General features: G+C 70.9%; 22 protein-coding genes. 16 read left to right on the top strand and 6 right to left on the bottom strand.

What is annotated here, in order from left to right; translation table 11 throughout:
• Positions 1–194 precede the first annotated feature (194 nt).
• Positions 195–2,306 carry an excinuclease ABC subunit UvrB gene (gene uvrB, locus ABD817_RS06430; protein WP_344915989.1) on the top strand — a complete coding sequence of 704 codons (2,112 nt, stop codon included), beginning with the start codon at positions 195–197 and terminating at the stop codon, positions 2,304–2,306.
• A 127-nt stretch (positions 2,307–2,433) separates the two neighbouring features.
• On the opposite strand, the gene ABD817_RS06425 is transcribed toward uvrB, so the two are convergent.
• The 3 genes from ABD817_RS06425 to ABD817_RS06415 all read right to left on the bottom strand — a co-directional run bounded on the left by ABD817_RS06425 (position 2,434) and on the right by ABD817_RS06415 (position 4,544).
• Positions 2,434–3,048, bottom strand: coding sequence for a hypothetical protein (locus tag ABD817_RS06425; protein WP_344915988.1), 615 nt, complete (start codon positions 3,046–3,048; stop codon positions 2,434–2,436).
• Positions 3,049–3,190: 142 nt separating this feature from the next.
• Complete coding sequence (locus ABD817_RS06420) at positions 3,191–3,784, bottom strand: DUF4126 domain-containing protein (protein ID WP_344915986.1); 594 nt, start codon at positions 3,782–3,784, stop codon at positions 3,191–3,193.
• A 67-nt stretch (positions 3,785–3,851) separates the two neighbouring features.
• The gene (locus ABD817_RS06415) at positions 3,852–4,544 is read right to left on the bottom strand and encodes an acyltransferase (RefSeq protein WP_425583277.1); all 693 of its coding nucleotides are present in this window, start codon (positions 4,542–4,544) and stop codon (positions 3,852–3,854) included.
• Between the two features lie 156 nt (positions 4,545–4,700).
• On the opposite strand from ABD817_RS06415, the gene pyrG reads away from it, so the two are divergent.
• The 11 genes from pyrG (at position 4,701) to der (ending at position 16,167) form a co-directional block, all read left to right on the top strand.
• Positions 4,701–6,371, top strand: a complete 1,671-nt coding sequence (gene pyrG / locus ABD817_RS06410) for a CTP synthase (protein ID WP_344915982.1) — start codon at positions 4,701–4,703, stop codon at positions 6,369–6,371.
• 47 nt (positions 6,372–6,418) lie between these two features.
• A complete protein-coding gene (locus ABD817_RS06405; RefSeq protein WP_344917199.1) occupies positions 6,419–7,039 on the top strand; it encodes an NUDIX domain-containing protein in 621 nt (206 codons plus the stop codon).
• A gap of 12 nt (positions 7,040–7,051) precedes the next feature.
• Positions 7,052–7,978 carry a tyrosine recombinase gene (locus ABD817_RS06400; protein WP_344917197.1) on the top strand — a complete coding sequence of 309 codons (927 nt, stop codon included), beginning with the start codon at positions 7,052–7,054 and terminating at the stop codon, positions 7,976–7,978.
• 99 nt (positions 7,979–8,077) lie between these two features.
• A complete protein-coding gene (locus ABD817_RS06395; protein ID WP_329093373.1) occupies positions 8,078–9,025 on the top strand; it encodes a ParA family protein in 948 nt (315 codons plus the stop codon).
• A gap of 28 nt (positions 9,026–9,053) precedes the next feature.
• The gene (locus ABD817_RS06390; protein ID WP_344915979.1) at positions 9,054–9,887 is read left to right on the top strand and encodes a segregation and condensation protein A; all 834 of its coding nucleotides are present in this window, start codon (positions 9,054–9,056) and stop codon (positions 9,885–9,887) included.
• Complete coding sequence (gene scpB / locus ABD817_RS06385; RefSeq protein ID WP_344915977.1) at positions 9,880–10,527, top strand: SMC-Scp complex subunit ScpB; 648 nt, start codon at positions 9,880–9,882, stop codon at positions 10,525–10,527. Before ABD817_RS06390 ends, scpB begins: the two co-directional genes overlap by 8 nt.
• The gene (locus ABD817_RS06380; RefSeq protein WP_344915975.1) at positions 10,527–12,335 is read left to right on the top strand and encodes a pseudouridine synthase; all 1,809 of its coding nucleotides are present in this window, start codon (positions 10,527–10,529) and stop codon (positions 12,333–12,335) included. The genes scpB and ABD817_RS06380 overlap by 1 nt, the downstream gene beginning before the upstream one ends.
• Before the next feature lie 76 nt (positions 12,336–12,411).
• Positions 12,412–12,771 carry a chorismate mutase gene (gene aroH, locus ABD817_RS06375; RefSeq protein ID WP_344915973.1) on the top strand — a complete coding sequence of 120 codons (360 nt, stop codon included), beginning with the start codon at positions 12,412–12,414 and terminating at the stop codon, positions 12,769–12,771.
• A gap of 34 nt (positions 12,772–12,805) precedes the next feature.
• On the top strand, positions 12,806–13,888 hold the full coding sequence (locus ABD817_RS06370) for a prephenate dehydrogenase (protein ID WP_344915971.1): 1,083 nt from the start codon (positions 12,806–12,808) through the stop codon (positions 13,886–13,888).
• Positions 13,889–14,089: 201 nt separating this feature from the next.
• On the top strand, positions 14,090–14,746 hold the full coding sequence (gene cmk / locus ABD817_RS06365; RefSeq protein ID WP_344915969.1) for a (d)CMP kinase: 657 nt from the start codon (positions 14,090–14,092) through the stop codon (positions 14,744–14,746).
• Positions 14,743–16,167 carry a ribosome biogenesis GTPase Der gene (gene der, locus ABD817_RS06360; protein ID WP_344915967.1) on the top strand — a complete coding sequence of 475 codons (1,425 nt, stop codon included), beginning with the start codon at positions 14,743–14,745 and terminating at the stop codon, positions 16,165–16,167. Before cmk ends, der begins: the two co-directional genes overlap by 4 nt.
• Positions 16,168–16,233: 66 nt before the next feature.
• Here the strand turns inward: der and ABD817_RS06355 are convergent, their stop codons facing one another.
• Positions 16,234–16,893, bottom strand: coding sequence for a response regulator (locus ABD817_RS06355; protein WP_344915965.1), 660 nt, complete (start codon positions 16,891–16,893; stop codon positions 16,234–16,236).
• A gap of 50 nt (positions 16,894–16,943) precedes the next feature.
• On the bottom strand, positions 16,944–17,993 hold the full coding sequence (locus tag ABD817_RS06350) for a sensor histidine kinase (protein WP_344915963.1): 1,050 nt from the start codon (positions 17,991–17,993) through the stop codon (positions 16,944–16,946).
• A gap of 173 nt (positions 17,994–18,166) precedes the next feature.
• Between ABD817_RS06350 and ABD817_RS06345 the strand changes: the two genes are divergently transcribed.
• The 4 genes from ABD817_RS06345 to ABD817_RS06330 are packed head-to-tail and all read left to right on the top strand — an operon-like array spanning position 18,167 to position 20,655.
• The gene (locus ABD817_RS06345; RefSeq protein ID WP_344915961.1) at positions 18,167–18,511 is read left to right on the top strand and encodes an SPFH domain-containing protein; all 345 of its coding nucleotides are present in this window, start codon (positions 18,167–18,169) and stop codon (positions 18,509–18,511) included.
• A gap of 34 nt (positions 18,512–18,545) precedes the next feature.
• Positions 18,546–18,866 (top strand): cation:proton antiporter regulatory subunit, encoded by a 321-nt coding sequence (locus tag ABD817_RS06340; protein ID WP_344915958.1) that lies wholly within the window; start codon positions 18,546–18,548, stop codon positions 18,864–18,866.
• A 44-nt stretch (positions 18,867–18,910) separates the two neighbouring features.
• The gene (locus ABD817_RS06335; RefSeq protein ID WP_344915956.1) at positions 18,911–19,372 is read left to right on the top strand and encodes a CBS domain-containing protein; all 462 of its coding nucleotides are present in this window, start codon (positions 18,911–18,913) and stop codon (positions 19,370–19,372) included.
• A complete protein-coding gene (locus tag ABD817_RS06330) occupies positions 19,369–20,655 on the top strand; it encodes an ArsB/NhaD family transporter (protein WP_344915954.1) in 1,287 nt (428 codons plus the stop codon). The genes ABD817_RS06335 and ABD817_RS06330 overlap by 4 nt, the downstream gene beginning before the upstream one ends.
• 63 nt (positions 20,656–20,718) lie before the next feature.
• On the opposite strand, the gene ABD817_RS06325 is transcribed toward ABD817_RS06330, so the two are convergent.
• Positions 20,719–22,269: an MFS transporter gene (locus tag ABD817_RS06325; protein WP_344915951.1), complete on the bottom strand. Its 1,551-nt coding sequence runs from the start codon at positions 22,267–22,269 to the stop codon at positions 20,719–20,721.
• Positions 22,270–22,271: the final 2 nt, after the last annotated feature.

Here is a 22,271-nt window from a genome sequence, read left to right as displayed (position 1 = left end):
AGTGCGCGGACCCCTGCGATTGACAGTGATCCGCTCGTACACGGACCTGTGCGGTTGACGGCGGCCCGCTCGTACACGGACCCCTGTTGTTGACGGCGATCCGCTCGCGCGCGGACCCCCGCGGTTGACGGCGGCCCGCCCGTGCGCGGACCTATGAGAAAGGATTGTCGGTCACGCCGCCTACAGTGGGACAGGTGAGGCCGGTAACAGATTTGCAGCGCAAGGTGGCGCCCTTCGAAGTCGTCACCGACATGACCCCCTCGGGCGACCAGCCCGCCGCGATCGCCGAGCTCGAACGGCGCGTCACGGCCGGAGACAGGGACAACGTCCTGCTGGGCGCCACGGGCACGGGCAAGACCGCCACGGTCGCCTGGCTGATCGAGCGCCTCCAGCGGCCGACCCTGGTCATCCAGCCCAACAAGACGCTCGCGGCGCAGTTCGCCAACGAGCTGCGCGAGATGCTGCCCAACAACGCCGTCGAATACTTCGTCTCCTACTACGACTACTACCAGCCCGAGGCGTACGTCCCGCAGAGCGACACCTACATCGAGAAGGACTCCTCGATCAACGAGGAGGTCGAGCGGCTGCGCCACTCGGCGACCAACTCGCTGCTGACCCGCCGCGACACGATCGTGGTGGCCTCCGTGTCGTGCATCTACGGCCTGGGCACCCCGCAGGAGTACGTCGACCGCATGGTCAGGCTCAAGGTCGGCCAGGAGATCGACCGCGACACCCTGCTGCGCCGCCTGGTCGACATGCAGTACACCCGCAACGACATGGCCTTCACCCGGGGCACCTTCCGGGTGCGCGGCGACACCGTCGAGATCATCCCCAAGTACGAAGAGCTCGCCGTGCGGATCGAGATGTTCGGCGACGAGATCGAGAAGCTCGCGACCATGCACCCGCTCACCGGCGAGGTGATCACCGAGGACGAGGAGCTCTACATCTTCCCCGCCTCCCACTACGTCGCGGGCGCCGAGCGGATGGAGAGCGCCGTCCGGGGCATCGAGGCCGAGCTGGCCGAGACCCTGGAGACCATGGAGCGCCAGGGCAAGCTGCTGGAGGCCCAGCGGCTGCGCATGCGCACCACCTACGACCTGGAGATGATGCGCCAGATCGGCACCTGCTCCGGCATCGAGAACTACTCGCGCCACATGGACGGCCGCACCCCGGGCAGCGCGCCCAACACCCTCCTCGACTACTTCCCCGAAGACTTCATGCTGGTCCTGGACGAGTCCCACCAGACCGTCCCGCAGATCGGCGCGATGTACGAGGGAGACGCCTCCCGTAAGCGCACGCTCGTCGACCACGGCTTCCGCCTGCCGTCCGCGATGGACAACCGCCCGCTGAAGTGGGAGGAGTTCCTGGAGCGGATCGGCCAGACGGTCTACCTGTCGGCCACCCCCGGCTCCTACGAGCTGGGCCGCTCCAAGGGCGACGTGGTCGAGCAGGTGATCCGGCCGACCGGGCTGATCGACCCCGAGGTGATCGTCAAGCCGACCACGTCGCAGATCGACGACCTGATCCACGAGATCCGCACCCGTACGGAGAAGGACGAGCGGGTCCTGGTCACCACGCTCACCAAGAAGATGTCCGAGGATCTCACCGACTACCTGCTCGAGCTCGGCATCCGGGTCCGCTACCTGCACAGCGAGGTCGACACCCTGCGCCGCATCGAGCTGCTGCGCGAGCTGCGGACGGGCGAGTTCGACGTGCTGGTCGGCATCAACCTGCTCCGCGAGGGCCTCGACCTGCCCGAGGTGTCGCTGGTGGCCATCCTCGACGCCGACAAGGAGGGCTTCCTGCGCTCGGAGACCTCCCTGATCCAGACCATCGGCCGCGCGGCCAGAAACGTCTCCGGCCAGGTGCACATGTACGCCGACCGGGTCACCCCCTCCATGGAGCGGGCGATCGACGAGACCAACCGCCGCCGGGCCAAGCAGATCGCCTACAACGAGGCGAACGGCATCGACCCGCAGCCGCTGCGCAAGAAGATCGCCGACATCCTCGACTCGCTCAACCGCGAGGACGCCGACACCGCCCAGCTTCTCGGCGGCAGCGGCCGCCAGCAGTCGCGTGGCAAGGCCCCCGTCCCCGGTTTCGCGGTTAAGCAGGCGGGCCAGCACGCCAGGGCGATCGCCGGAGAGATGCCCAGGGCCCAGCTGGAGGCGCTGATGGAGTCGCTCACCGAGCAGATGCACCAGGCCGCCACCGACCTTCAGTTCGAGGTCGCCGCCCGGCTCCGCGACGAGATCAAGGAGCTCAAGCGAGAGGTGCGCGACATGCGCGAGGCAGGGGTCTCCTGACCTCACCTTCCCCCGGCCGCCCCGGCCGGTACGGTCGCCTGACGCGACGGTGCGCCGGGTGCGGCCACTGGGGAGGAGGACGTCAAGGGCCGATGAACTCGCCGAGAGGTGGCGTGGGCGGGGGCCGTCAGCGGGAGTCGTCGGGGTGGGTGCGGTTGATCATCGTGCGGTTGTAGAGCTCGTCGATCTGGTCCAGCGGGTCGGGCGCGCGGCGGCGCGCCTCGATCTCCAGGTCGGTGCGGCCCTGGATCTCGTCGATGCTCCCGGCCGAGTGCGCCATCTGGTCGTCGCGCAGGTCGGCCCTGATCCTGGCGCAGGACGTGGTCAGCTTGGCGTGGTGCTCACGCAGGCGGCCCAGCGCCGTGTGGTCGATGTAGGGCGAGACCCGGCGCTCCTGGGCGTAGCGGGCGAGCTGGGCGTCGAGCTGATCGGCGTGCGCCGAGATCTCCGCCACGAGGTGGGGCAGGTCGCCCAGGCCCCAGCCGTCGCGCAGCGCGTGGTCGACGGCCTGGCGGGTCAGGGAGACCTCGCGCCGCAGGTCGAGGCGCATCCGCTCGGTCTCCGCGGCGTCGCCGGTGCCCATCGCCGCCATGTGGGTGGCGACCCTGGTGGACACGGCCCTGGCCTTCTTCGTGGCCTTCCTGCCGACCTTGACCAGCAGGTAGATCCCGACTCCTCCCAGGAGAAGGAAGAACAGCAGGATCACCATCAGGACGATGAGGAAATCGCCGATCGGAGCCACCTCCCGGCAGGGACTGGACGGGCTGGACAGGGTGTTTCGAGCATATCCCGCGCCGAGGCCCCCGCGCGGGCGCCGGACCTCGCGGTGCCGGTCGGCGCGGACGGGGCCACAAGGGGCCCCGCGGTGGGGGCGGGGCGCGGTCTCATCGCAGGCTCGGGACGGCCGTCCGCCGCCGTCGCCGTATCCTGCGGGTCGCCCACCAGGCGAACAGCGCCAGCCCCGCCACCACCACGACGACCAGGACCGGCAGGAAGATCGCCACCAGGCTGATGCCCAGTGCCCCGGCGTCCTCGACCGTGCTGACCACGGGCGCGCCCACCCCGGCCGTGGTGGCGTTCACCACGGGCCTGGTGGTCGCCTTCATGGTGTGTACGGCGAGGGCGATCGCGATTCCCAGCACCCAGCTGAGCCAGGGGTTGTGGCTCATCCAGGTCGAGCCGTCCAGCCGGGCCGCGGCCTCGGTGGCGCTGAAGACCACGCCGCCGGAGGCGGGGCGGACGACGGTCTGGATCATGTCGTTGACGCTGTCGACCACCGGGACCTTGTCGAGCACGAACTCCGCCAGGAGCAGCACGCCGATGATCCCGAGCACCCAGCCGTTGGACAGCCAGGCGAACTCCTGCGGCAGCCGTACCTGGTCGGTGAAGTTGGCGAGCAGGCCGACCACCAGCAGCGGGATGTAGGCGTTGAGCCCGGCCGCGGTGGAGAGTCCAAGGCCCGTCAGTGCCGCGAGCATCGCACCTCCGTAGTGTCTCTCTTCCCCTTCAACGGTTCCCGGCCGTGGATCGATCCCGATCCGTTCCCTATCGCGGTATCACTCCGGTCTCGGTGTCCATGATCTTCACGGTGTCCACGACCTCCATGTGGGGCGGCAGCCACCCCTCGCCGGGTACGTAGTGGCGCACCACCTTGGCGGGGATGCCCGCGATCACGCTGTGGTCGGGGAACTCACCGCGTACCACCGCCCCGCCCGCCACCACGCACTGCCTGCCGATCCGGGTGCCCGGCAGGATGATCGCGCCGGTGCCCAGCCACGATCCCGATCCGATGGACACCGGGTTGTTGCGCGGCCACTGGCGGCCGATCGGCGCCTCGGGGTCGTCGTAGACGTGGTTCTGGTCGGTGATGTAGACGTACGGGCCGGTGAAGACGTCGTCGCCGATGTCGATCGACTGGTGGCCCACGATGTGGCTGCCCCTGCCGATGGAGCAGCTCCCGCCGATCCGTACGACCGAGTCCGGGCCCAGGTCGACCCCGGGGCCCATGCCCGCGGAGATGGAGACCCGCTCGCCGATCAGGGTGTGGTCGCCGATCTCGATCCAGGCCTCGCCGAAGACGGCTCCGAGCGGGAACGACAGGCAGGCGCCCTCGCCGAGACGCCGGAAGCGGTATCCGGCGGGGCTGACGGGGGTGACGGCGCCGGCCGCGCGGGCCGCCGCCCAGAGCCGGTGGACGAGGCTGCCCATGGCACGCCTTAACACACCATGAAGTGACATAACGGATCAAATTACCGCTTGGTTGGGTTTGGGGGGAACGTGGGCAGGGGGTTGTTCGGGCACTTCGCCGGTACCGTTTGATATTCTGAGAGCCCGTGGACCTGTAGGCCATTCATCAGGGTGCGCCGACGATCTGTAACGACCACGGGAGCCTTCTTGCGCAGCGCCGCACACACCAAGCATCTGTTCGTCACCGGCGGCGTCGCCTCCAGCCTTGGGAAGGGACTGACGGCCTCCAGCCTCGGGCGCCTTCTCAAGCTGCGCGGCCTGCGGGTCACCATGCAGAAACTCGACCCCTACCTCAACGTCGACCCCGGCACCATGAACCCGTTCCAGCACGGTGAGGTGTTCGTCACCGACGACGGCGCGGAGACCGACCTCGACGTCGGCCACTACGAGCGCTTCCTCGACACCGAACTGCACGGCTCGGCCAACGTGACCACCGGCCAGGTCTACTCCAACGTCATCGCCAAGGAGCGCCGAGGCGAGTATCTCGGTGACACCGTGCAGGTCATCCCGCACATCACCAACGAGATCAAGGACCGCATCCGGTCGATGGCAGGTCCCGACGTGGACGTGGTCATCACCGAGGTCGGCGGCACCGTGGGCGACATCGAGTCGCTGCCCTTCCTGGAGGCCGTCCGCCAGGTCCGCCACGAGGTCGGCCGCGACAACGTGTTCTTCCTCCACGTCTCGCTGCTGCCGTACATCGGGCCGAGCGGCGAGCTGAAGACCAAGCCGACGCAGCACTCGGTCGCCGCGCTGCGCAGCATCGGCATCCAGCCCGACGCGATCGTGTGCCGCTCCGACCGGCCGATCACCAACTCGCTCAAGCGCAAGATCAGCCTGATGTGCGACGTGGACGAGGACGCGGTCGTCTCCGCCATCGACGCCGCCAGCATCTACGACATCCCCAAGGTCCTGCACTCCGAGGGCCTGGACGCCTACGTGGTACGCCGCCTGGGCCTGCCCTTCAGGGACGTCGACTGGAAGGAGTGGGAGCAGCTCCTGCGCCGGGTGCACCGCCCGGCCAACGAGGTCACGATCGCGCTCGTCGGCAAGTACATCGACCTGCCCGACGCCTACCTGTCGGTCACCGAGGCGCTGCGCGCGGGCGGCTTCGCCAACGACGCCCGCGTCAACATCCGCTGGGTCAAAAGCGACGACTGCGAGACCCCCGAGGGCGCGGCCCGCGAGCTCGACGGCGTCGACGGCGTCCTGGTGCCCGGCGGCTTCGGCGTACGCGGGATCGAGGGCAAGGTCGGCGCGATCCGGCACGTCAGGGAGAACAAGATCCCGCTGCTCGGCATCTGCCTGGGCATGCAGTGCATGGTCATCGACGCCGCCCGCAACCTCGCGGACATCGAGGACGCCGGAAGCACCGAGTTCGACGCGGAGACCACCCACCCGGTCATCTCCACGATGGCCGACCAGGAGGACGTCGTCTCCGGCGAGCGCGACATGGGCGGCACCATGAGGCTGGGCCTCTACCCGGCCAGGCTCGGCGAGGGCACGCTCGCCCGCCAGCTGTACGGCATGGCGAAGGTGGACGAGCGCCACCGCCACCGCTACGAGGTCAACAACTCCTACCGCGAGCAGCTGGAGAAGGTCGGCATGGTCTTCTCCGGCCTCTCGCCCGACGGCCGCCTGGTGGAGTACGCCGAGCTGCCCGCCGACGTCCACCCCTTCTTCATCGGCACCCAGGCGCACCCGGAGTTCCGTTCCCGGCCGACCCGGGCGCACCCCCTGTTCAAGGGCCTGATCGGCGCCGCCCTGACGTACGCCGACATCCGCGGCACCGTCGCCAAGGCGGGGCGGGGCAAGTGAGCGGCTCACGAGCGGACGCGGGGGAGAACCAGGAGGGTCAGGACGTCGTGGACACCGTGGAGGTCGTGGACGTCCCCGAGGAGTGGAAGGTCGTCTCCTCCACCGAGCACTTCCGCGCCCGTGTCATCACCGGGGTCACCGACGCGGTCGTCATGCCGGACGGCGAGGTCGTCAACCGCGACTACGTGGTCCACCCGGGCTCCGTGGCCGTCGTGGCCCTCGACGACCAGGAGCGGATCCTGCTGATCCGCCAGTACCGCCACCCCGCGCGGCGGCTGCTGTGGGAGCTGCCCGCCGGGCTGCGCGACGTCGACGGCGAGTCCCTGCGGGACGGCGCGGCCCGCGAGCTCGCCGAGGAGGCGGGCTACCGGGCGGGCACCTGGCACACCCTGGTCGACGCCCTCATCTCGCCCGGGATGAGCGACGAGCGCACCCGGATCTTCCTCGCCAGGGACGTCAGCCCCATCCCCGAGGGGGAGCTGGACTTCGTCCACCGGCACGAGGAGGCCGACATGCCGGTGGTGTGGATTCCCCTGTCCGACGCGGTTCGGCGTGCCATGGCGGGAATGATCCACAATTCCCAAGCCGTGGCCGGTATTCTCGCCGCATACGCCGCTTCGGCGGATGGATTCGCCTCACTGCGGCCCGCCGACGCACCGGAGGCATGACAGGAGGACACCCTGAGCGAGACGGAGGCCGTCCTCTCCAGCTACCTCGCCCATCTGGCCGTGGAGCGGGGCCTGGCCGCCAACACCCTGGCCTCCTATCGCCGTGACCTCCTGCGGTACGTAGGGCATCTCGAGCGGCGCGGCCGCGCCACCTTCGGCGAGGTCGCCGAGGACGACGTCACCGCCTTCGTGACGGCGCTCAGGGAGGGCGACGGGGAACACCAGGCACTCGTCGCCGCCTCGGCGGCGCGGGCCGTCTCCGCGGTGCGCGGCCTGCACCGCTTCGCGCTGAGCCAGGGCGTCTGCCGGCACGACCCGGCCCACGAGGTACGCGCGCCGCGCCAGCTCAGGCGGCTGCCCAAGGCGATCAGCGTCCGCGACGTGGAGCGCCTGATCGCCGCCGCGGGACCCGACGGAGCCCCGCTCACGCTGCGTAACCGGGCGCTGCTCGAACTGCTGTACGGCACCGGCGCGCGCATCTCCGAGGCCGTGGGACTCGCCGTCGACGACGTCGAGCTGGGGGCCGAGGCCCAGCGGGTGCGCCTGCGCGGCAAGGGCGGACGCACCCGCCTGGTGCCCCTGGGCGGCTTCGCGGAGGAGGCGCTGCGCGCCTACCTCACCCGTGCGCGGCCCGGCATCGCCTCACACGGCCGGGGCACCTCGGGGCTCTTCCTGAACGCCAGGGGCGGGCGGCTCACCCGCCAGGGCGCCTGGGAGGTCCTCCAGGGCGCCGCCGAGCGCGGCGGGCTCGAAGGAGTGTCACCACATATGTTGCGACATTCGTTCGCAACCCACCTCCTTGACGGGGGTGTGGACGTTAGGGTGGTTCAGGAACTACTCGGCCACGCCTCGGTGACCACCACCCAGGTGTACACACAGGTCACGGTCGACAAGCTCCGCGAGGTCTATGCCGCCGCGCATCCGCGCACGCGGGATTGACCTTGCTTATGTCCGGGCGTGCCGCCTTGCCGCATACGTGTTGACGCCATAGTGTCCGTCCGGACGGTCCGGTTAGAGGCCGTCAGGGAGGTTCGACTGGTGACTGTGACCACCGACGGTTCTATCCGGGGAACGACCCCGGCAAACCCCGAGAATCCCTGGGGCGACACCAAGACCGCCGGGACCCCTCGCAGCGGGGGAGTCCTCGGCCCGACCGGGCGTCCCCGCCCGGTCTTCCCCGACCCGCCCCCCCGCACGGTGCACGGACCGGCGAGGGTCGTCGCCATGGTCAACCAGAAGGGCGGCGTCGGCAAGACGACCACCACCATCAACCTGGGCGCCGCGCTGGCGGAGGCCGGGCTCAAGGTCCTGCTGGTCGACTTCGACCCGCAGGGTGCCCTCTCGGTCGGCCTCGGGATCAACCCCCTCCAGCTCGACCTGACGGTCTACAACCTCCTCATGGAGCGGCAGATCACCGCCAGGGACGTGCTCCTGGAGACCGGCGTCGAGGGCATGGACCTGCTGCCCAGCAACATCGACCTGTCGGCCGCGGAGGTCCAGCTCGTCACGGAGGTCGCCCGCGAGCAGGTGCTCGGCCGGGTGATCAAACCCCTCCTGCCCGAGTACGACGTGTGCCTGATCGACTGCCAGCCCTCCCTGGGACTGCTCACGATCAACGCGCTGGCCTGCGCGCACGGCGTCATGGTGCCGCTGGAGTGCGAGTTCTTCGCGCTGCGCGGTGTCGCGCTGCTCATGGACACCATCATCAAGGTCCAGGAGCGCATCAACGACGAGCTGGTCATCGAGGGCCTGCTCGCCACCATGTACGACGCGCGCACCCTGCACGGCCGCGAGGTGCTGGCCCGGGTCGTCGAGGCGTTCGACGAGAAGGTCTACCACACGGTGATCAACCGGACGGTTCGCTTCCCCGACGCCACCGTGGCCGGTGAGCCCATCACCAGCTTCGACTCGTCCTCGCTCGGCGCCAGCGCGTACCGCGAGCTCGCCAGGGAAGTCCTGGCCAGGTGGGCCGCGCTGGAGCGGTGATCGCCTCCGGGTGCGGGACAATGCAGGGATGACCGAGCAGCCGAAGACCGACGATGACACCTTCAAGGTGCACCTGGAGGTCTTCGAGGGCCCTTTCGACCTCCTGCTCGGTCTGATCTCCAAGCACAAGCTGGACATCACCGAGGTCTCGCTCAGCCAGGTCACCGACGAGTTCATCTCCTACATCCGGGCCAGGGGCCCGGAGTGGGACCTGGACCAGACGAGCCACTTCCTGCTCGTCGCGGCGACCCTGCTCGACCTCAAGGCCGCCAGGCTGCTGCCCTCGGGCGAGGTCGACGACGAGGAGGACCTGGCCATCCTGGAGGCCCGTGACCTGCTGTTCGCCCGTCTTCTGCAGTACCGGGCCTACAAGGAGGTCGTCAAGGTCTTCTCCGGCCGGATGGCCGAGGAGGCGCTGCGCTTCCCCCGTACGGTGCCGATGGAGGCGGAGTTCGCGAACCTGCTGCCCGAGCTGATCCTCGGCATCGGCCCCGACCGCCTCGCGGAGATCGCCCAGCGGGCCTTCGCCCCCAAGGCGCCCCCGTCGGTCTCGGTGGCCCACATCTACCAACCGCTCGCCAATGTCCGCGAGCAGGCGGTTATCCTTGTCGAGCGGCTGCGACGGCTGCGCCGGGCGACTTTCCGGGCCCTCACCTCCGACTGCGCCGGCACCTTCGAGGTCGTCGCGCGTTTCCTGGCCGTCCTGGAGCTCTATCGGGAGGCGGCCGTCTCCTTCGAGCAGGTGGAGCCTCTCGGGGAGTTGCACGTGACCTGGACCGGCAGTGACGACGGCGACGTCGCCGTGGCCGACGATTACGACGAGACCCTGAACAGCCCGAAGAGAGAGCCCGCCGATGACTGACCTGGCACCCGCCCCCGGCCCGTACGCCGAGGCCGGTCCGCGTATCGCCCCCGGCCCGGGTGCCGAGGCCGGTCCGGGTGCCGAGCCTGCTCCGGGCGCCGAGCCGGATCTGCGCGCCGGGCTGGAGGCGATTCTGCTGGTGGTGGACGAGCCCGTCGCCGAGGTGACCCTCGCCCAGGTTCTGGAACGGCCCGTCCACGAGATCGGGCGGGCGATTCGTGAGCTCTCGGCGGAATACACCGCTTCCGGACGGGGTTTCGACCTGAGAGAGGTCGCGGGCGGCTGGCGGTTCTACACGCGGGCCGAGTGCGCGCCACTCGTGGAGCGGTTCGTCCGCGACGGCCAGCAGACGCGCCTCACCCAGGCCGCTCTGGAGACCCTGGCCGTGGTCGCCTACCGGCAGCCGGTGAGCCGGGCCCGGGTGGCGGCCATCCGCGGTGTCAACAGCGACGGCGTCATGCGCACGCTGATGACGAGGGGGCTGGTCGAGGAGGCCGGCACCGAACCGGAGAGCCAAGCCGTGCTCTACCGGACAAGTTCGTATTTTCTCGAGCGGATGGGGCTGCGGGAGCTCGAAGAGCTTCCCGAGCTGGCACCTTTCCTGCCCGACGACACGGAATCCCTAGAGGAGCAGAAGTAGTGAACAACAGGCGCAGTACCCCGTCCGGTGATGGACGCGGTCAAGGCCGTGGCGGAGCCCCGCGCGGTGGCAATCCCCGTGGGGGCTCGCAGTCCGGTGGATTCCGGGGCGGCTCCTCCCGGGGCGGATCCTCCTCCGGCGGGTTCCGGGGTGGTTCGTCATCCGGTGGTTTCCGTTCGGACGGCCCACGCCGTGACGACCGCGCCGGTTTCCGCGCGGAGCGTGACGGCTCGCGGAGCCAGTACGGCGGCGGCAGGCCCTCGGGCGGCTCCCAAGGCGGTTACCGCTCCGACGGCCCGCGCCGCGACGATCGCGGCGGTTCGTCCTTCGGTGGTTCGCAGGGCGGTTACCGCTCCGAGGGCCCGCGTCGTGGTGATCGCGGTGGTTCGTCGTCCGGTGGTTTCCGTTCGGACGGCCCGCGTCGTGACGACCGTGGCGGTTTCCGTTCTGATGGCCCACGTCGGGACGATCGTGATGGTTTCCGTTCGGACGGTCCGCGTCGGGACGATCGTGATGGTTACCGCTCCGACGGCCCGCGCCGTGGTGATCGCGGTGGTTCGTCGTCCGGTGGTTTCCGTTCGGACGGTCCACGTCGTGACGATCGTGGTGGTTCGTCGTTCGGTGGGTCCCGTGACGGTTCGCGGAGCCGGTACGGCAGGCCCGACGGTGGTTCGCAGGGCGGTTTCCGGCCTGACGGTCCGCGCCGCGACGACCGTGACGGTTACCGCTCCGACGGTCCGCGCCGTGACGACCGTGGCGGTTTCCGCGCCGAGCGCGGCGGCTCGCGTGGCAGGCCCGGCTCCGACCGTGGTCGCGGCGACGCGCCCGCCGGTGGCGGCTCCCGTGGCCGCTTCGGCAGGACCGGGCGCCGGGACGACGTCCAGACCATCGGCGGCGGCAGCGCCGGGGCGTACGGTGAGCGCCGCGCCCCCGCCGACCGCGCCGCCGCATCGAAGGCGCCGAAGGCGCCGCTCAGGCCGGGCGCGATCGCGAACGACCGGTTCAAGACCGCCCGCCAGCCCAGGCGTGACTCCGACTTCTACGACCGCGACTACGTCGACGAGCGCGACACCACCGAGGTCCCCGACGGCGTCCGGCTGCAGAAGGTCCTCGCCCAGGCGGGTGTCGCCAGCCGCCGGGCCTGCGAGGACATGATCGGTGAGGGACGGGTGACGGTCGACGGCCAGGTGGTCCGCCGCTTCGGCGCCCGGGTCGACCCCGCCAAGCAGGTCATCCACGTCGACGGCAAGCGCCTGCCGACCATGCCCGACCTGGTCTACCTCGCGATCAACAAGCCGATCGGCGTCGTCAGCACCATGTCCGACCCGGACGGCCGCCCCTCGCTGGCCGACTTCGTGGCCGACCGCACCGAGCGGCTGTTCCACGTGGGCCGCCTCGACACCGAGACCGAGGGCCTGATCCTGCTCACCAACGACGGCGAGCTGGCCAACAGGCTCACCCACCCGAGCTACGGCGTCCAGAAGAAGTACTGGGCGAAGGTTCCCGGCCGGATCGAGCGCGACCTCGGCCGCCGCCTGAAGAAGGGCGTCGAGCTGGAGGACGGCCTCGCCAAGGCCGACTCCTTCGCCCTGGTCCAGGAGCACGGACAGCAGGCCCTGATCGAGATCGTGCTGCACGAGGGCCGCAAGCACATCGTCCGCCGCATGCTGGAGGAGGTCGGGCACCCGGTGATCGACCTGGCCCGGATCGAGTTCGGCCCGGTCAAGCTCGGCCGCCTCAAGCCGGGCACCGTCCGGGCACTGACCCTCACGGAAGTCGGGGAGCTCTACGCCGCGGTCGGGTTGTAATCTTCCCTGACACGTGTGTTAGGACGTGCCGGACCATCCTCGGGGTGGTCCGGCACGGTGGATTGGAGGAGCGGCGATGATACGGGCGATCCGAGGCGCGACCCAGGTCGGGGCGAACAGCCGGGACGAGATCCTGTCCGGGGTCACCGAGCTGGTCACGGAGGTGATGGGGCGCAACAGGCTCACCACCGACGACGTGATCAGTGTGATCTTCACGGCCACGCCCGATCTCACCGCAGAGTTTCCCGCCCTGGCCGCCCGCAAGCTCGGCTTCCACGACGTTCCGCTGATCTGCGCCTCCGAGATCGACGTTCCCGGCGCGCTGCCCCGCGTGGTGCGGCTGATGGCCCACGTCGACGTCGAACGGTCCCGCCAGGACATCCAGCACGTCTACCTGCGTGGTGCGGTCGCCCTCCGCGTGGACATCGCCCAGTGATCCTCTCGTGCGTCACCATCTTGGAGGAGCGCGCGTGAGCGGCCTCGAAAGCGTCCTGGTCGTCGGTACGGGCCTGATCGGCACCTCGATCGCCCTGGCCCTGCGCGAGCAGGGCGTCGCCGTCCATCTGGCCGACCGCGACGCGGGATCCCTGCGGCTGGCGCGGGAGCTGGGCGCCGGCGTCGAGTGGGCCGAGGGCGTGACCGTGGACATCGCGATCATCGCGGTCCCGCCGCAGGTGGTCGCGGGACGGCTCGCCGCCCTCCAGGAGGTCGGCGCGGCCCGTTTCTACACCGACGTGGCCAGCGTCAAGGCGCTCCCGCTCCGGGAGGCCGCGAGCCTCGGCTGCGACCTGACGACCTACGTCGCCGGGCACCCGCTCGCCGGACGCGAGCGTTCCGGGCCCGCCGCGGCGCGGGCCGACCTGTTCCTCGGGCGCCCGTGGGCGCTGTGCCCGACCGGGGAGACCTCGCCCGACGCCCTGGAGGCCCTGTACGGGCTCGTCAAGCTGTGCGGCGGCGAGGCGGTCAGGGTCGGTGCCGAGGAGCACGACAGGGCCGTCGCGGTCGTCTCGCACGCCCCCCACGTGGCCGCCTCCGCGGTGGCCGCCCGTCTCGCGGAGGCGCCGGTCACCGCGCTCGGCCTGGCCGGTCCCGGGGTGCGCGACGTCACCCGCATCGCGGCGAGCGACCCGAGGCTCTGGACCGGGATCCTGTCGGGCAACGCGTTGCCGGTGGCCGAGGTGCTGGAGGCGGTGGCGGCCGACCTGGCCGCCGCGGCGTCCTCCCTCCGCGCCTCGGCCGCCTCCGCCGATCCCGACGCCATGGCCCGCGTCACCGAGCTGCTGTACCGGGGCGTCACGGGAACGGGCAGGATTCCCGGCAAGCACGGTGGTCCCGCACGCACCTACGCGGTCGTCCAGGTCATCGTCGGCGACCGTCCCGGTGAGCTGGCCCGGCTGTTCCAGGTGGCCAAGGAGGCGGGGGTCAACATCGAGGACGTCAGGCTCGAGCACGCCCCCGGCCTGCCGCTGGGCGCCGCCGAGCTCTGGGTGCAGCCGGAGGCGGTGACGGCGCTGGCCGAGGCCCTGCGGGCGAACGGCTGGCACCTGCCGTGACCCCTCCCAGGTGATCACGCTGTGTGACCACACGCGCGCCCGGGGGTCCGGCGGGGCTCGCCGCCGCGTCCGCCCGTACCCCTCGTGACGATCTCCGTGAGGCCCGCTCATGTCCGGGGCGGGTCGCTCGATGCGCGGTTCCTTCCCCGCTCCCGGTAGCCTCGTACGGACAACTGAAGCGGGCTGCAAGGGAGAGGCGTCGTGACCGGACTGGTCGTCGCCATGGACGGTCCTTCGGGATCGGGCAAGTCGAGCGCGTCACGAGGGGTGGCGCGGGCCTTGGGGCTGCGCTATCTCGACACCGGGGCGATGTACAGGGCGATCACCTGGTGGATGATCCAGCGGGAGATCGACCTCGCGGACCCCGAGGCGATCGCGGCCAGGGCTCTCGACCCGGTGCTCACGCTGGGCACCGACCCGGACGCCCCCGTGGTGGCGGTCGACGGCGTCGACGCCGTCGCGCCGATCCGCACCGCCGAGGTCACCGCGGCCGTCTCGGCGGTCAGCGCGGTGCCCGAGGTACGGCGCCGCCTGGTGGCCGAGCAGCGTGAGATCATCGGCGCGGGCGGAATCGTCGTCGAGGGCCGTGACATCGGCACGGTGGTGGCGCCCGGTGCCGCGGTCAAGATCTACCTGACCGCGAGCGCGGACGCCAGGGCACTGCGCCGTACGGCGGAGCTCACCGGCACCACGGTGGCGGCGCAGCGGGCCGCGATGGCCCGCCGGGACACCCTCGACTCGACCAGGAAGGCGGACCCGCTGGCGAAGGCGGCCGACGCCGTCGAGCTCGACACCACGGCGCTGAACCTCGAAGAGGTCATCGCCGAAATACTGCGTGTGATTAAGGAAAAGGCGTGACCGGGGTATACGACGAAGACGGCTGGATCGACGCGGAGCTCGCCGATTCAGGGACCGATGACAGCTCGCAGCGGGATGTGGGGCCCGACACGGCCCCGCAGCCGGTCGTGGCCGTGGTGGGCCGCCCCAACGTGGGCAAGTCCACCCTGGTCAACCGGATCATCGGCCGCCGGGAGGCGGTCGTGGAGGACGTGCCGGGGGTGACCCGCGACCGGGTCACCTACGACGCCACCTGGCGGGGGCGCCGGTTCACGGTGGTCGACACCGGCGGCTGGGACCCCGACGCGACCGGCATGGCGCTGAAGATCGCCGAGCAGGCCCAGGTCGCGGCCGAGCTGGCCGACGTGATCCTGTTCGTGGTCGACGCCGTCGTGGGCGTGACCGACGCGGACGAGATCGTCGGCCACGTGCTGCGCGGGTCCGGCAAGCCGGTCATCCTCGCCGCCAACAAGGTCGACAACCAGCAGATGGAGCTGGAGGCCGCCGGGCTGTGGGCCCTCGGCCTGGGCGAGCCGCAGCCGGTCTCGGCCCTGCACGGCCGCTCCAGCGGCGACCTGCTGGACGTGATCCTCGACAGACTGCCGGAGACGCCCGAGCAGCGCTTCGGCCCCGAGCGCGGTCCGCGCCGGGTCGCCCTGGTCGGCAAGCCGAACGTGGGCAAGTCCTCGCTGCTGAACAAGCTGGCGGGCTCCGAGCGCGTGCTCGTCGACCCGATGGCGGGCACCACCCGCGACCCGGTGGACGAGCTGGTCGAGCTTGGCGGCAAGACCTGGCGCTTCGTCGACACCGCCGGGATCAGGCGGCGCGACCGCGAGCTCAAGGGCGCCGACTTCTACGCGAGCATGCGCACCCGGGGGGCCCTGGAGCGCTCGGAGATCGCGGTGGTGCTCATCGACGCCAGCGACGTGCTGACCGAGCAGGACCTGCGGATCATCTCCCTGGTGATCGAGTCGGGCCGGTGCATGGTCGTGGCGTTCAACAAGTGGGACCTGCTCGACGAGGACCGCCGCTACTACCTGGAGAAGGAGATCGACCGCCAGCTCGTCCGCGTGCCGTGGGCGCTGCGGGTCAACATCTCCGCGAAGAACGGCTGGCACGTCGACCGGCTCGTCCCCGCGATCGAGAAGGCGCTCGACTCCTGGTCGACCCGGGTGCCCACCGCCCGGCTCAACGCCTTCCTGACCGACCTGGTCGCGGCCACCCCGCCTCCGGTCCGCAGCGGCAAGCAGCCCAAGATCCTCTTCGCCACGCAGGCGTCGACGGAGCCGCCGAAGTTCGTGCTGTTCACCTCGGGCTTCCTGGAGGAGACCTACCGCCGCTTCATCGAGCGCCGGATCCGCGAGGAGTTCGGCTTCGCCGGGTCACCCATCGAGGTCACCATGAAGATCCGCGAGAAGCGCCAGGGGCAGAAGAAGAAGTAGGGGTCCCACCGCGAACGGCCCGGCACGCGCCGGGCCGTTCGCGCGTCGTCCGGGACCCCGTTTCCCTCAGGGTTCGATCAGGCCCGCGCGGATGGCGTAGCGGGTGAGGTCCAGCCGGTCGCGCATGCCAAGCTTCTGCAGGATGTTGGCGCGATGCCGGTCGACGGTCTTCACGCTGATGAAAAGGGTCTCGGCGATCTGCTTGGCGGAGTTGCCCTCGGCGATCAGCTTGACGATCTCCTCCTCGCGCGGGGTCAGGATGCTCTCCGGCATGCTCTGTCCCAGCCTGTCGCGCTGCAGGTAGTGCCTGATCAGGGCGGTGACGGCTCCCGGATACAGGAACGGCTCGCCGCGCGTCGCCGCCCTGCACGCCTCCAGCAGGTCGCGGTCGGCCACCGACTTCAGTACGTAGCCCGAGGCTCCCGCCTTGAGCGCCTCGAAGAAGTACTGCTCGTTGTCGTACATCGACAGGATCAGCAGCCGGATGCCGGGGGCGCGTCGTGAGATCTCGCGGGCCGCCTGCAGCCCGGTCATGCGGGGCATCGCGATGTCGAGGATGGCGAGGTCGACCGCCTCGGGCGTGGCCGCCTCCACCGCCTCGGCGCCGTTGGCGGCCTCGGCCACCACCGTGAGATCGGGTTCGGCGTCCAGGATCAGCCGTAGCCCGCGGCGAACCAGGGCGTGGTCGTCGGCCAGCAGGATCCTGGTGGGACTCACGGTGCTCACGGGAGGCACGGCGCTTCCAGGGCTCTCAGGGCTCCCAGGGTTCTCAGGGCTCATGTGGCTCTCCGCTCGGTGCCGGGCTCGGTGCCGGGCTCGGTGTCGAGTTCGGTGTCGAGTTCGGTGGCGGCCGGTACGGTGAGGCGGACGTCGGTGCCGCCGCCCTGCGGAGAGGTCACCGTCAGCCGGGCGCCGATGAGCAGGGCGCGCTCCCGCATTCCGCGGATCCCCGCCCCGTCCTGGTGTACGCCGCCACGGCCGTCGTCGGTGATGCCCAGTTCCAGGCCGCCGGGCCGGACGGCGAGCGACAGCTCGACGCGGGACGCCCCGGCGTGCCTGGCCGCGTTGGTCAGGCCCTCCTGGGCGATGCGGTAGAGGACCAGCTCGACGTCCTCGCTCAGCGTGGGCAGGTCGGTCTCGACCCTGCGTGTCACGGGAACGCCGCTGCTCTGGGAGAAGTCGCTGCTCAGCGCGCTGAGGGCGCTCTGCAGGCCGAGGTCTTCCAGGACGCCGGGACGCAGGCGGCGGGCGACCTGCCCCACCTCGTCCAGGCTCGCGCGGACGCTCTCCTGTACCGCGTGCAGGTCCTCGCGCAGGTCGCGGGGCGCGCGGTCGGCGGCGTGCTTGAGACTCAGCAGGACCACGGTGAGGCTCTGGCCGATCTCGTCGTGCAGCTCGCGGGCGATGCGGCGCCGCTCGTTCTCCTGGGCCGCGAGGGCATGGGCACTGCTGGCGCTGCGTTCGGCCTCCAGCCGGTCCAGCATCGCGTTGAAGGTGTCGATCAGGTGGGCCAGGTCGTGGTTGCCGTCGCTGGGCAGCCGGTCGTGGGGGTGCAGCAGGTCCACGCGCTGCATCAGGGCGGTGAGCGCGTCGAGCGGGGCCAGGCTGGTACGTAGCAGCAGGGCGTTGGCCGCCAGGATCATCGCCAGGCCGATCGTCAGCACCGGGATCTCGGTCAGGAGCACCGGGGAGGACACGGTGGCGGGAGAGAGGGCGAGCACCAGCGTGCCGACCGTGAAGACCAGCCCGTTGATCGCGAACAGCCGTCTGAACAGGGTCCGCCCCGGACTGCGCGCTGCCGCGTGCCGGTGGGTGCGCTCGCTCATCTGACCAGCTTCCCCGCTGCGGCACGGGCCTGTCCATGCGGGGTGCCTCCCATCTCCACGCGCCGCCTCTGCATGTTCCACCCCTGCTCAGATGGGTGCCGGCCCCGATGGCGGCGAAGCGGCGGCGCCGATGGGATGGAGGAACGGCGGACACCGGCAGACGGGAGAGGGCGATGGGTACGAGCGATGTCGGCATTCTCTGGCTGGACGCCGTCACTCGTGACGGCGTCACGATCACGGTCAACGCGGCGGCCAGGGCCTTCGTCGCCGACCCGCCGGCGTGTGCCTCCTACCCGGGCTCGCCGGGCGCCGCCAAACTGGCCGCCGCCGAGGCGGAGATCCGCCGCTACGTCGGGAAACGCGACCTGTCCCAGCTGCCCAGGCGGGTCGATCCGGTCCGCGGCCACGGCGACGGGACCCGCCACTGGGGTGTCGAGGTGGTGCTGGTGGCGATCGCCCGTGTCGAGGTGCGGCGCAGGGAGGACCTGATCCGCTGGGCGGAACGGCTCGCGTCGTGACGGCGGCCACGAGCGGAAGGGAGTGATCGCCGATATGGACGTCACCCGCACGACCGTGCCCGGCAGGGGAACCCTGGTCCACTTCGCCACCCGGGACGGCCGGCATCTGGCGGTCATGGTGGAGGACGACGGCTCCCGGCGGCTCCTGGTGTACGGCGCGGGAGACGAGCCGTCGCACGCCATCGCACTGGAGCGGGGCGAGGCGGACCAGATCGCCCAGGTCCTGCACAGCCGGTCGGTGGACGACAGGCTCGCCACCCTCGAACGACGGATGGCCGACATCGCCGGAGCCCTGAGAACCACAGGAACCACAGGAATCACAGAGACCACAGGAATCACAGGAGGGGCTTCGTGAGCACACCACCCGCGATACGCCACCTCACCCGACGGGAAGGTGCCATGCAAGCGCGCGACATCGCGGTGAACCTCCCGACGGTCACCACGCGTGACTCCGTCGCGAAGGCGGTAAGGGTCATGGTGATCGGTCGCCTGCCGGGGCTCGTCATCGTGGACGATCTCTCGCGGCCCCGGCTGGTGCTCCCCGGCACCCAGGTGCTGCGGCTGGCCGTGCCCGGTTCCTACCAGGAGGATCCCGCCCTGGCCAGGACCATCGACGAGGCCTACGCCGACCAGTTCTGGCAGGACCTGGGCAACCGCACGGTCGGCGACTGCCTGCCGCGCGATCCCGCCAGGCCGGTGACCGTTCCCACGGGTGCGAACCTGCTGGAGGTGGCCGCGCTGATGGCGAGGACGCGCAGCCCGATCGTGGCCGTGGTCGCCCGGGACGCCTCGCTGGCCGGGGCGATCACCCTGGAGCGGCTCCTCACCAGCCTGGCCGTCTTCGGCCTCGGTGAGCCTTGAGCGCCCTGCTCGCCCTAACGATCTTTCTGGTCGCGTTCTACTTCATCGCCACCGAGAAGGCCGACAAGGTCAAGGTGGTGCTCGTCGCCGCGGGTGTGATGGCGGTCCTGGGGCTGATACCGGGCTCCGAGGTCTTCTTCTCCGAGCACGAGGGCATCGACTGGAACGTCATCTTCCTGCTGCTCGGGATGATGATCATCGTAGGGATCATCAAGCAGACGGGGGTCTTCGACTACCTGGCGATCTGGGCGGCCAAGCGGTCCAAGGGCGACCCGTACCGGCTCATGGTCATGCTGATGGTGATCACCGCCATCGCCTCGCCCTTCCTCGACAACGTCACCACGATCATGCTGGTGGCGCCGGTCACGGTGGTCGTGTGCGACCGGCTGCGGATCCCGGCCCAGCCCTACCTGATCGCGGAGGTGCTGGCCTCCAACATCGGCGGTGCGGCCACCCTCATCGGGGACCCGCCCAACATCATCATCGGCAGCAGGGCGGGGCTGACGTTCAACGACTTCCTGGCGCACATGGCGCCCATCGTGGTCGTCGTCTTCATCGTGTTCGTCCTGCTGACCAGGGTGCTGTTCAAAGGCTCCTTCCGGTACAACCCCGAGCGCGTCTCCGCGGTGATGGCCCTGCAGGAGCGGCGGGCGATCACCGATCCCCGCCTGCTCGTACGGTGCCTGGTGGTGCTCGCCGTGGTGGTGGCGGGCTTCGGGCTGCACGCGGTGCTGCACATCGAGCCGTCCATCGTGGCCCTGGTGGGGGCGGGGGTGATGCTCCTGCTGTCGCGGATACCGGTCTCCGAGGTGCTGTCGGAGGTCGAGTGGCCGACGCTGGTGTTCTTCGCGGGGCTGTTCGTGATGGTCGCGGGCCTGGTCAACACCGGCGTGATCGAGACGGTGGGGACGTGGGCGATCGACGTGGTCGGCGACGACTACTTCCTCGCGGCGACGTCGCTGCTGTTCGGCTCCAGCGTGCTGGGGGCGTTCTTCGACAACATCCCGTACGTGGCGACGATGGCGCCGGTCGTCGAGGGGATCGTGGCGCAGGCACCCGACCCGGCGACCGGGCAGGCGCTGTGGTGGGCGTTCGCGCTGGGCGCCGACTTCGGCGGCAACGGTACGGCGGTGGCGGCGAGCGCGAACGTGGTCGCGATCGGGATCGCGGCGCGGACGGGGCATCCGATCAGCTTCTGGCAGTTCACCAAGTACGGCATCGTGGTGACGGTGCTGAGCACGCTCATGGCGTGGGTGTACGTGTGGCTGCGCTACTTCAGCTGATCTCCGCGGCCCGGCCCGGTCCCGCGCCCGGCCCGGTCCCGTGTCAGGTCCGGGCCGGGTGGGTCAGGCCCCGTCCACCCGCCCGGACCCGCGGGGCAGCATCAGCGCGACCAGCACCCCCACCCCGCACAGGACGGCCGTGATCAGGAAGATCTCGCTGTACTCGGTGTGCAGCGCCGCCTTCACCGCCTTCTGGTACTCGGCGAGCCGCCCGGCGTAAACGACGGGGTCCACGCCGAAGGGCAGCGGCGTGTCCAGGTCGGCGGTGAGCGACTGGAAGCGGTGGAAGCCCCACGCCGACAGCGCGGCGACACCGAGCAGCATGCCCATCATCCGGGCCACGACCACCGCGGCCGAGGCGATCCCGTGCTGGACGGCGGGTACGGCCCGCAGCACCGCGGAGGAGACCGGGGCGATCACCAGGCCGAGGCCCAGGCCGGCGACGACCAGGTCGGCGTCCACGCGATATCCGGCCGAGGCCAGATCCAGGGGCCACTGGCCGATGCGCGCGTACCCGGCCGTGGCCACCGCGAGCCCGATCACCGTCACCGCGCGCTCGCCGTAGCGGCGGGCCATGAGACCGCCCACCAGCGCGGCCACCGAGAGCGCGACGAGGAAGCGCGACAGCAGCAGGGCGCCGTCCAGGGCGTCGAGGCCCAGCAGCGTCTGCGCCGACAGCTGCACGTCGACCAGGGTGACCAGCAGCGCGGCGCCGGTCAGGAAGCTCACCCCGAGCGTGGCGAGGAACGGGCCGCGCGACACCCCCGTCATGTCGATCAGCCGGGTCCTGGAGCGCCACTCCCACGCGACGAACGCGGCACCGGACCCGACCCCGGCGACGATCATGGGCATGCCCCACGGAGGGAGGACCGCCCTGCCCGGGTCGGGGTTGTAGAGACCGGCGACGAGCAGGCCGAGCGCGAGCGCGAGCAGCAGCCCGCCGACCACGTCGACGCGCCTTCCCGTCTCGCGGGCCCGGTCGCGGGCGGGCGCCGGCACCGACCGTTGCACGGCGACCGCGGCCAGGGCCACCAGCGGGAGGTTCAGCCAGAAGATCGACCGCCAGCCGCCGAGCTGCACGCCGCCGACCTGGAGGCCGGCCGGGACCAGGGCGGCGAGGGCCGCGCCGTACAGGGGACCCAGCACGCTGCCGAGCTCCTGGGCCGATCCCACCGCGCCGAGCGCCGTCGGGCGCTCGTCCTCGTCCCACAGGTCTCCGATCAGGGCCATGGTGATGGGCAGCAGCGCGCCGCCCGCCACCCCCTGCACGGTCCGGCCCGCGACCAGCCAGGCCACCGTCTCGCCCAGCGCGGTGACGACCGAGCCCACGGCGAAGCCCGCCAGGCACAGGTGGATGAGCGGGCGCCTGCCGTACCGGTCGGAGAGCTGGCCCAGCAGCGGCATGGCGGCGACGTAGCCGAGCAGGAAGCCGGTGACGATCGGGGTGGCCCGCTCCAGGTGGTTGAGGGGGACGTCGACGTCCCTGGCGATGTCGACGAGGACGGTCACCACGACGTACGCGTCCAGGGCGGCGAGTAGCACCGCGGTGCCACCGACGCCGAGGGCGGTCCGCCGCCGGGCCCGGGGGGCGTTCCCCGGGGCGGTGCGGGTCACCG

This window comes from Streptosporangium oxazolinicum (assembly GCF_039537505.1).
Taxonomy (GTDB): Bacteria; Actinomycetota; Actinomycetes; order Streptosporangiales; family Streptosporangiaceae; genus Streptosporangium; species Streptosporangium oxazolinicum.
Note: the sequence above shows the minus strand (reverse complement) of the source record. Positions and strands in the feature narration are given on the sequence as shown.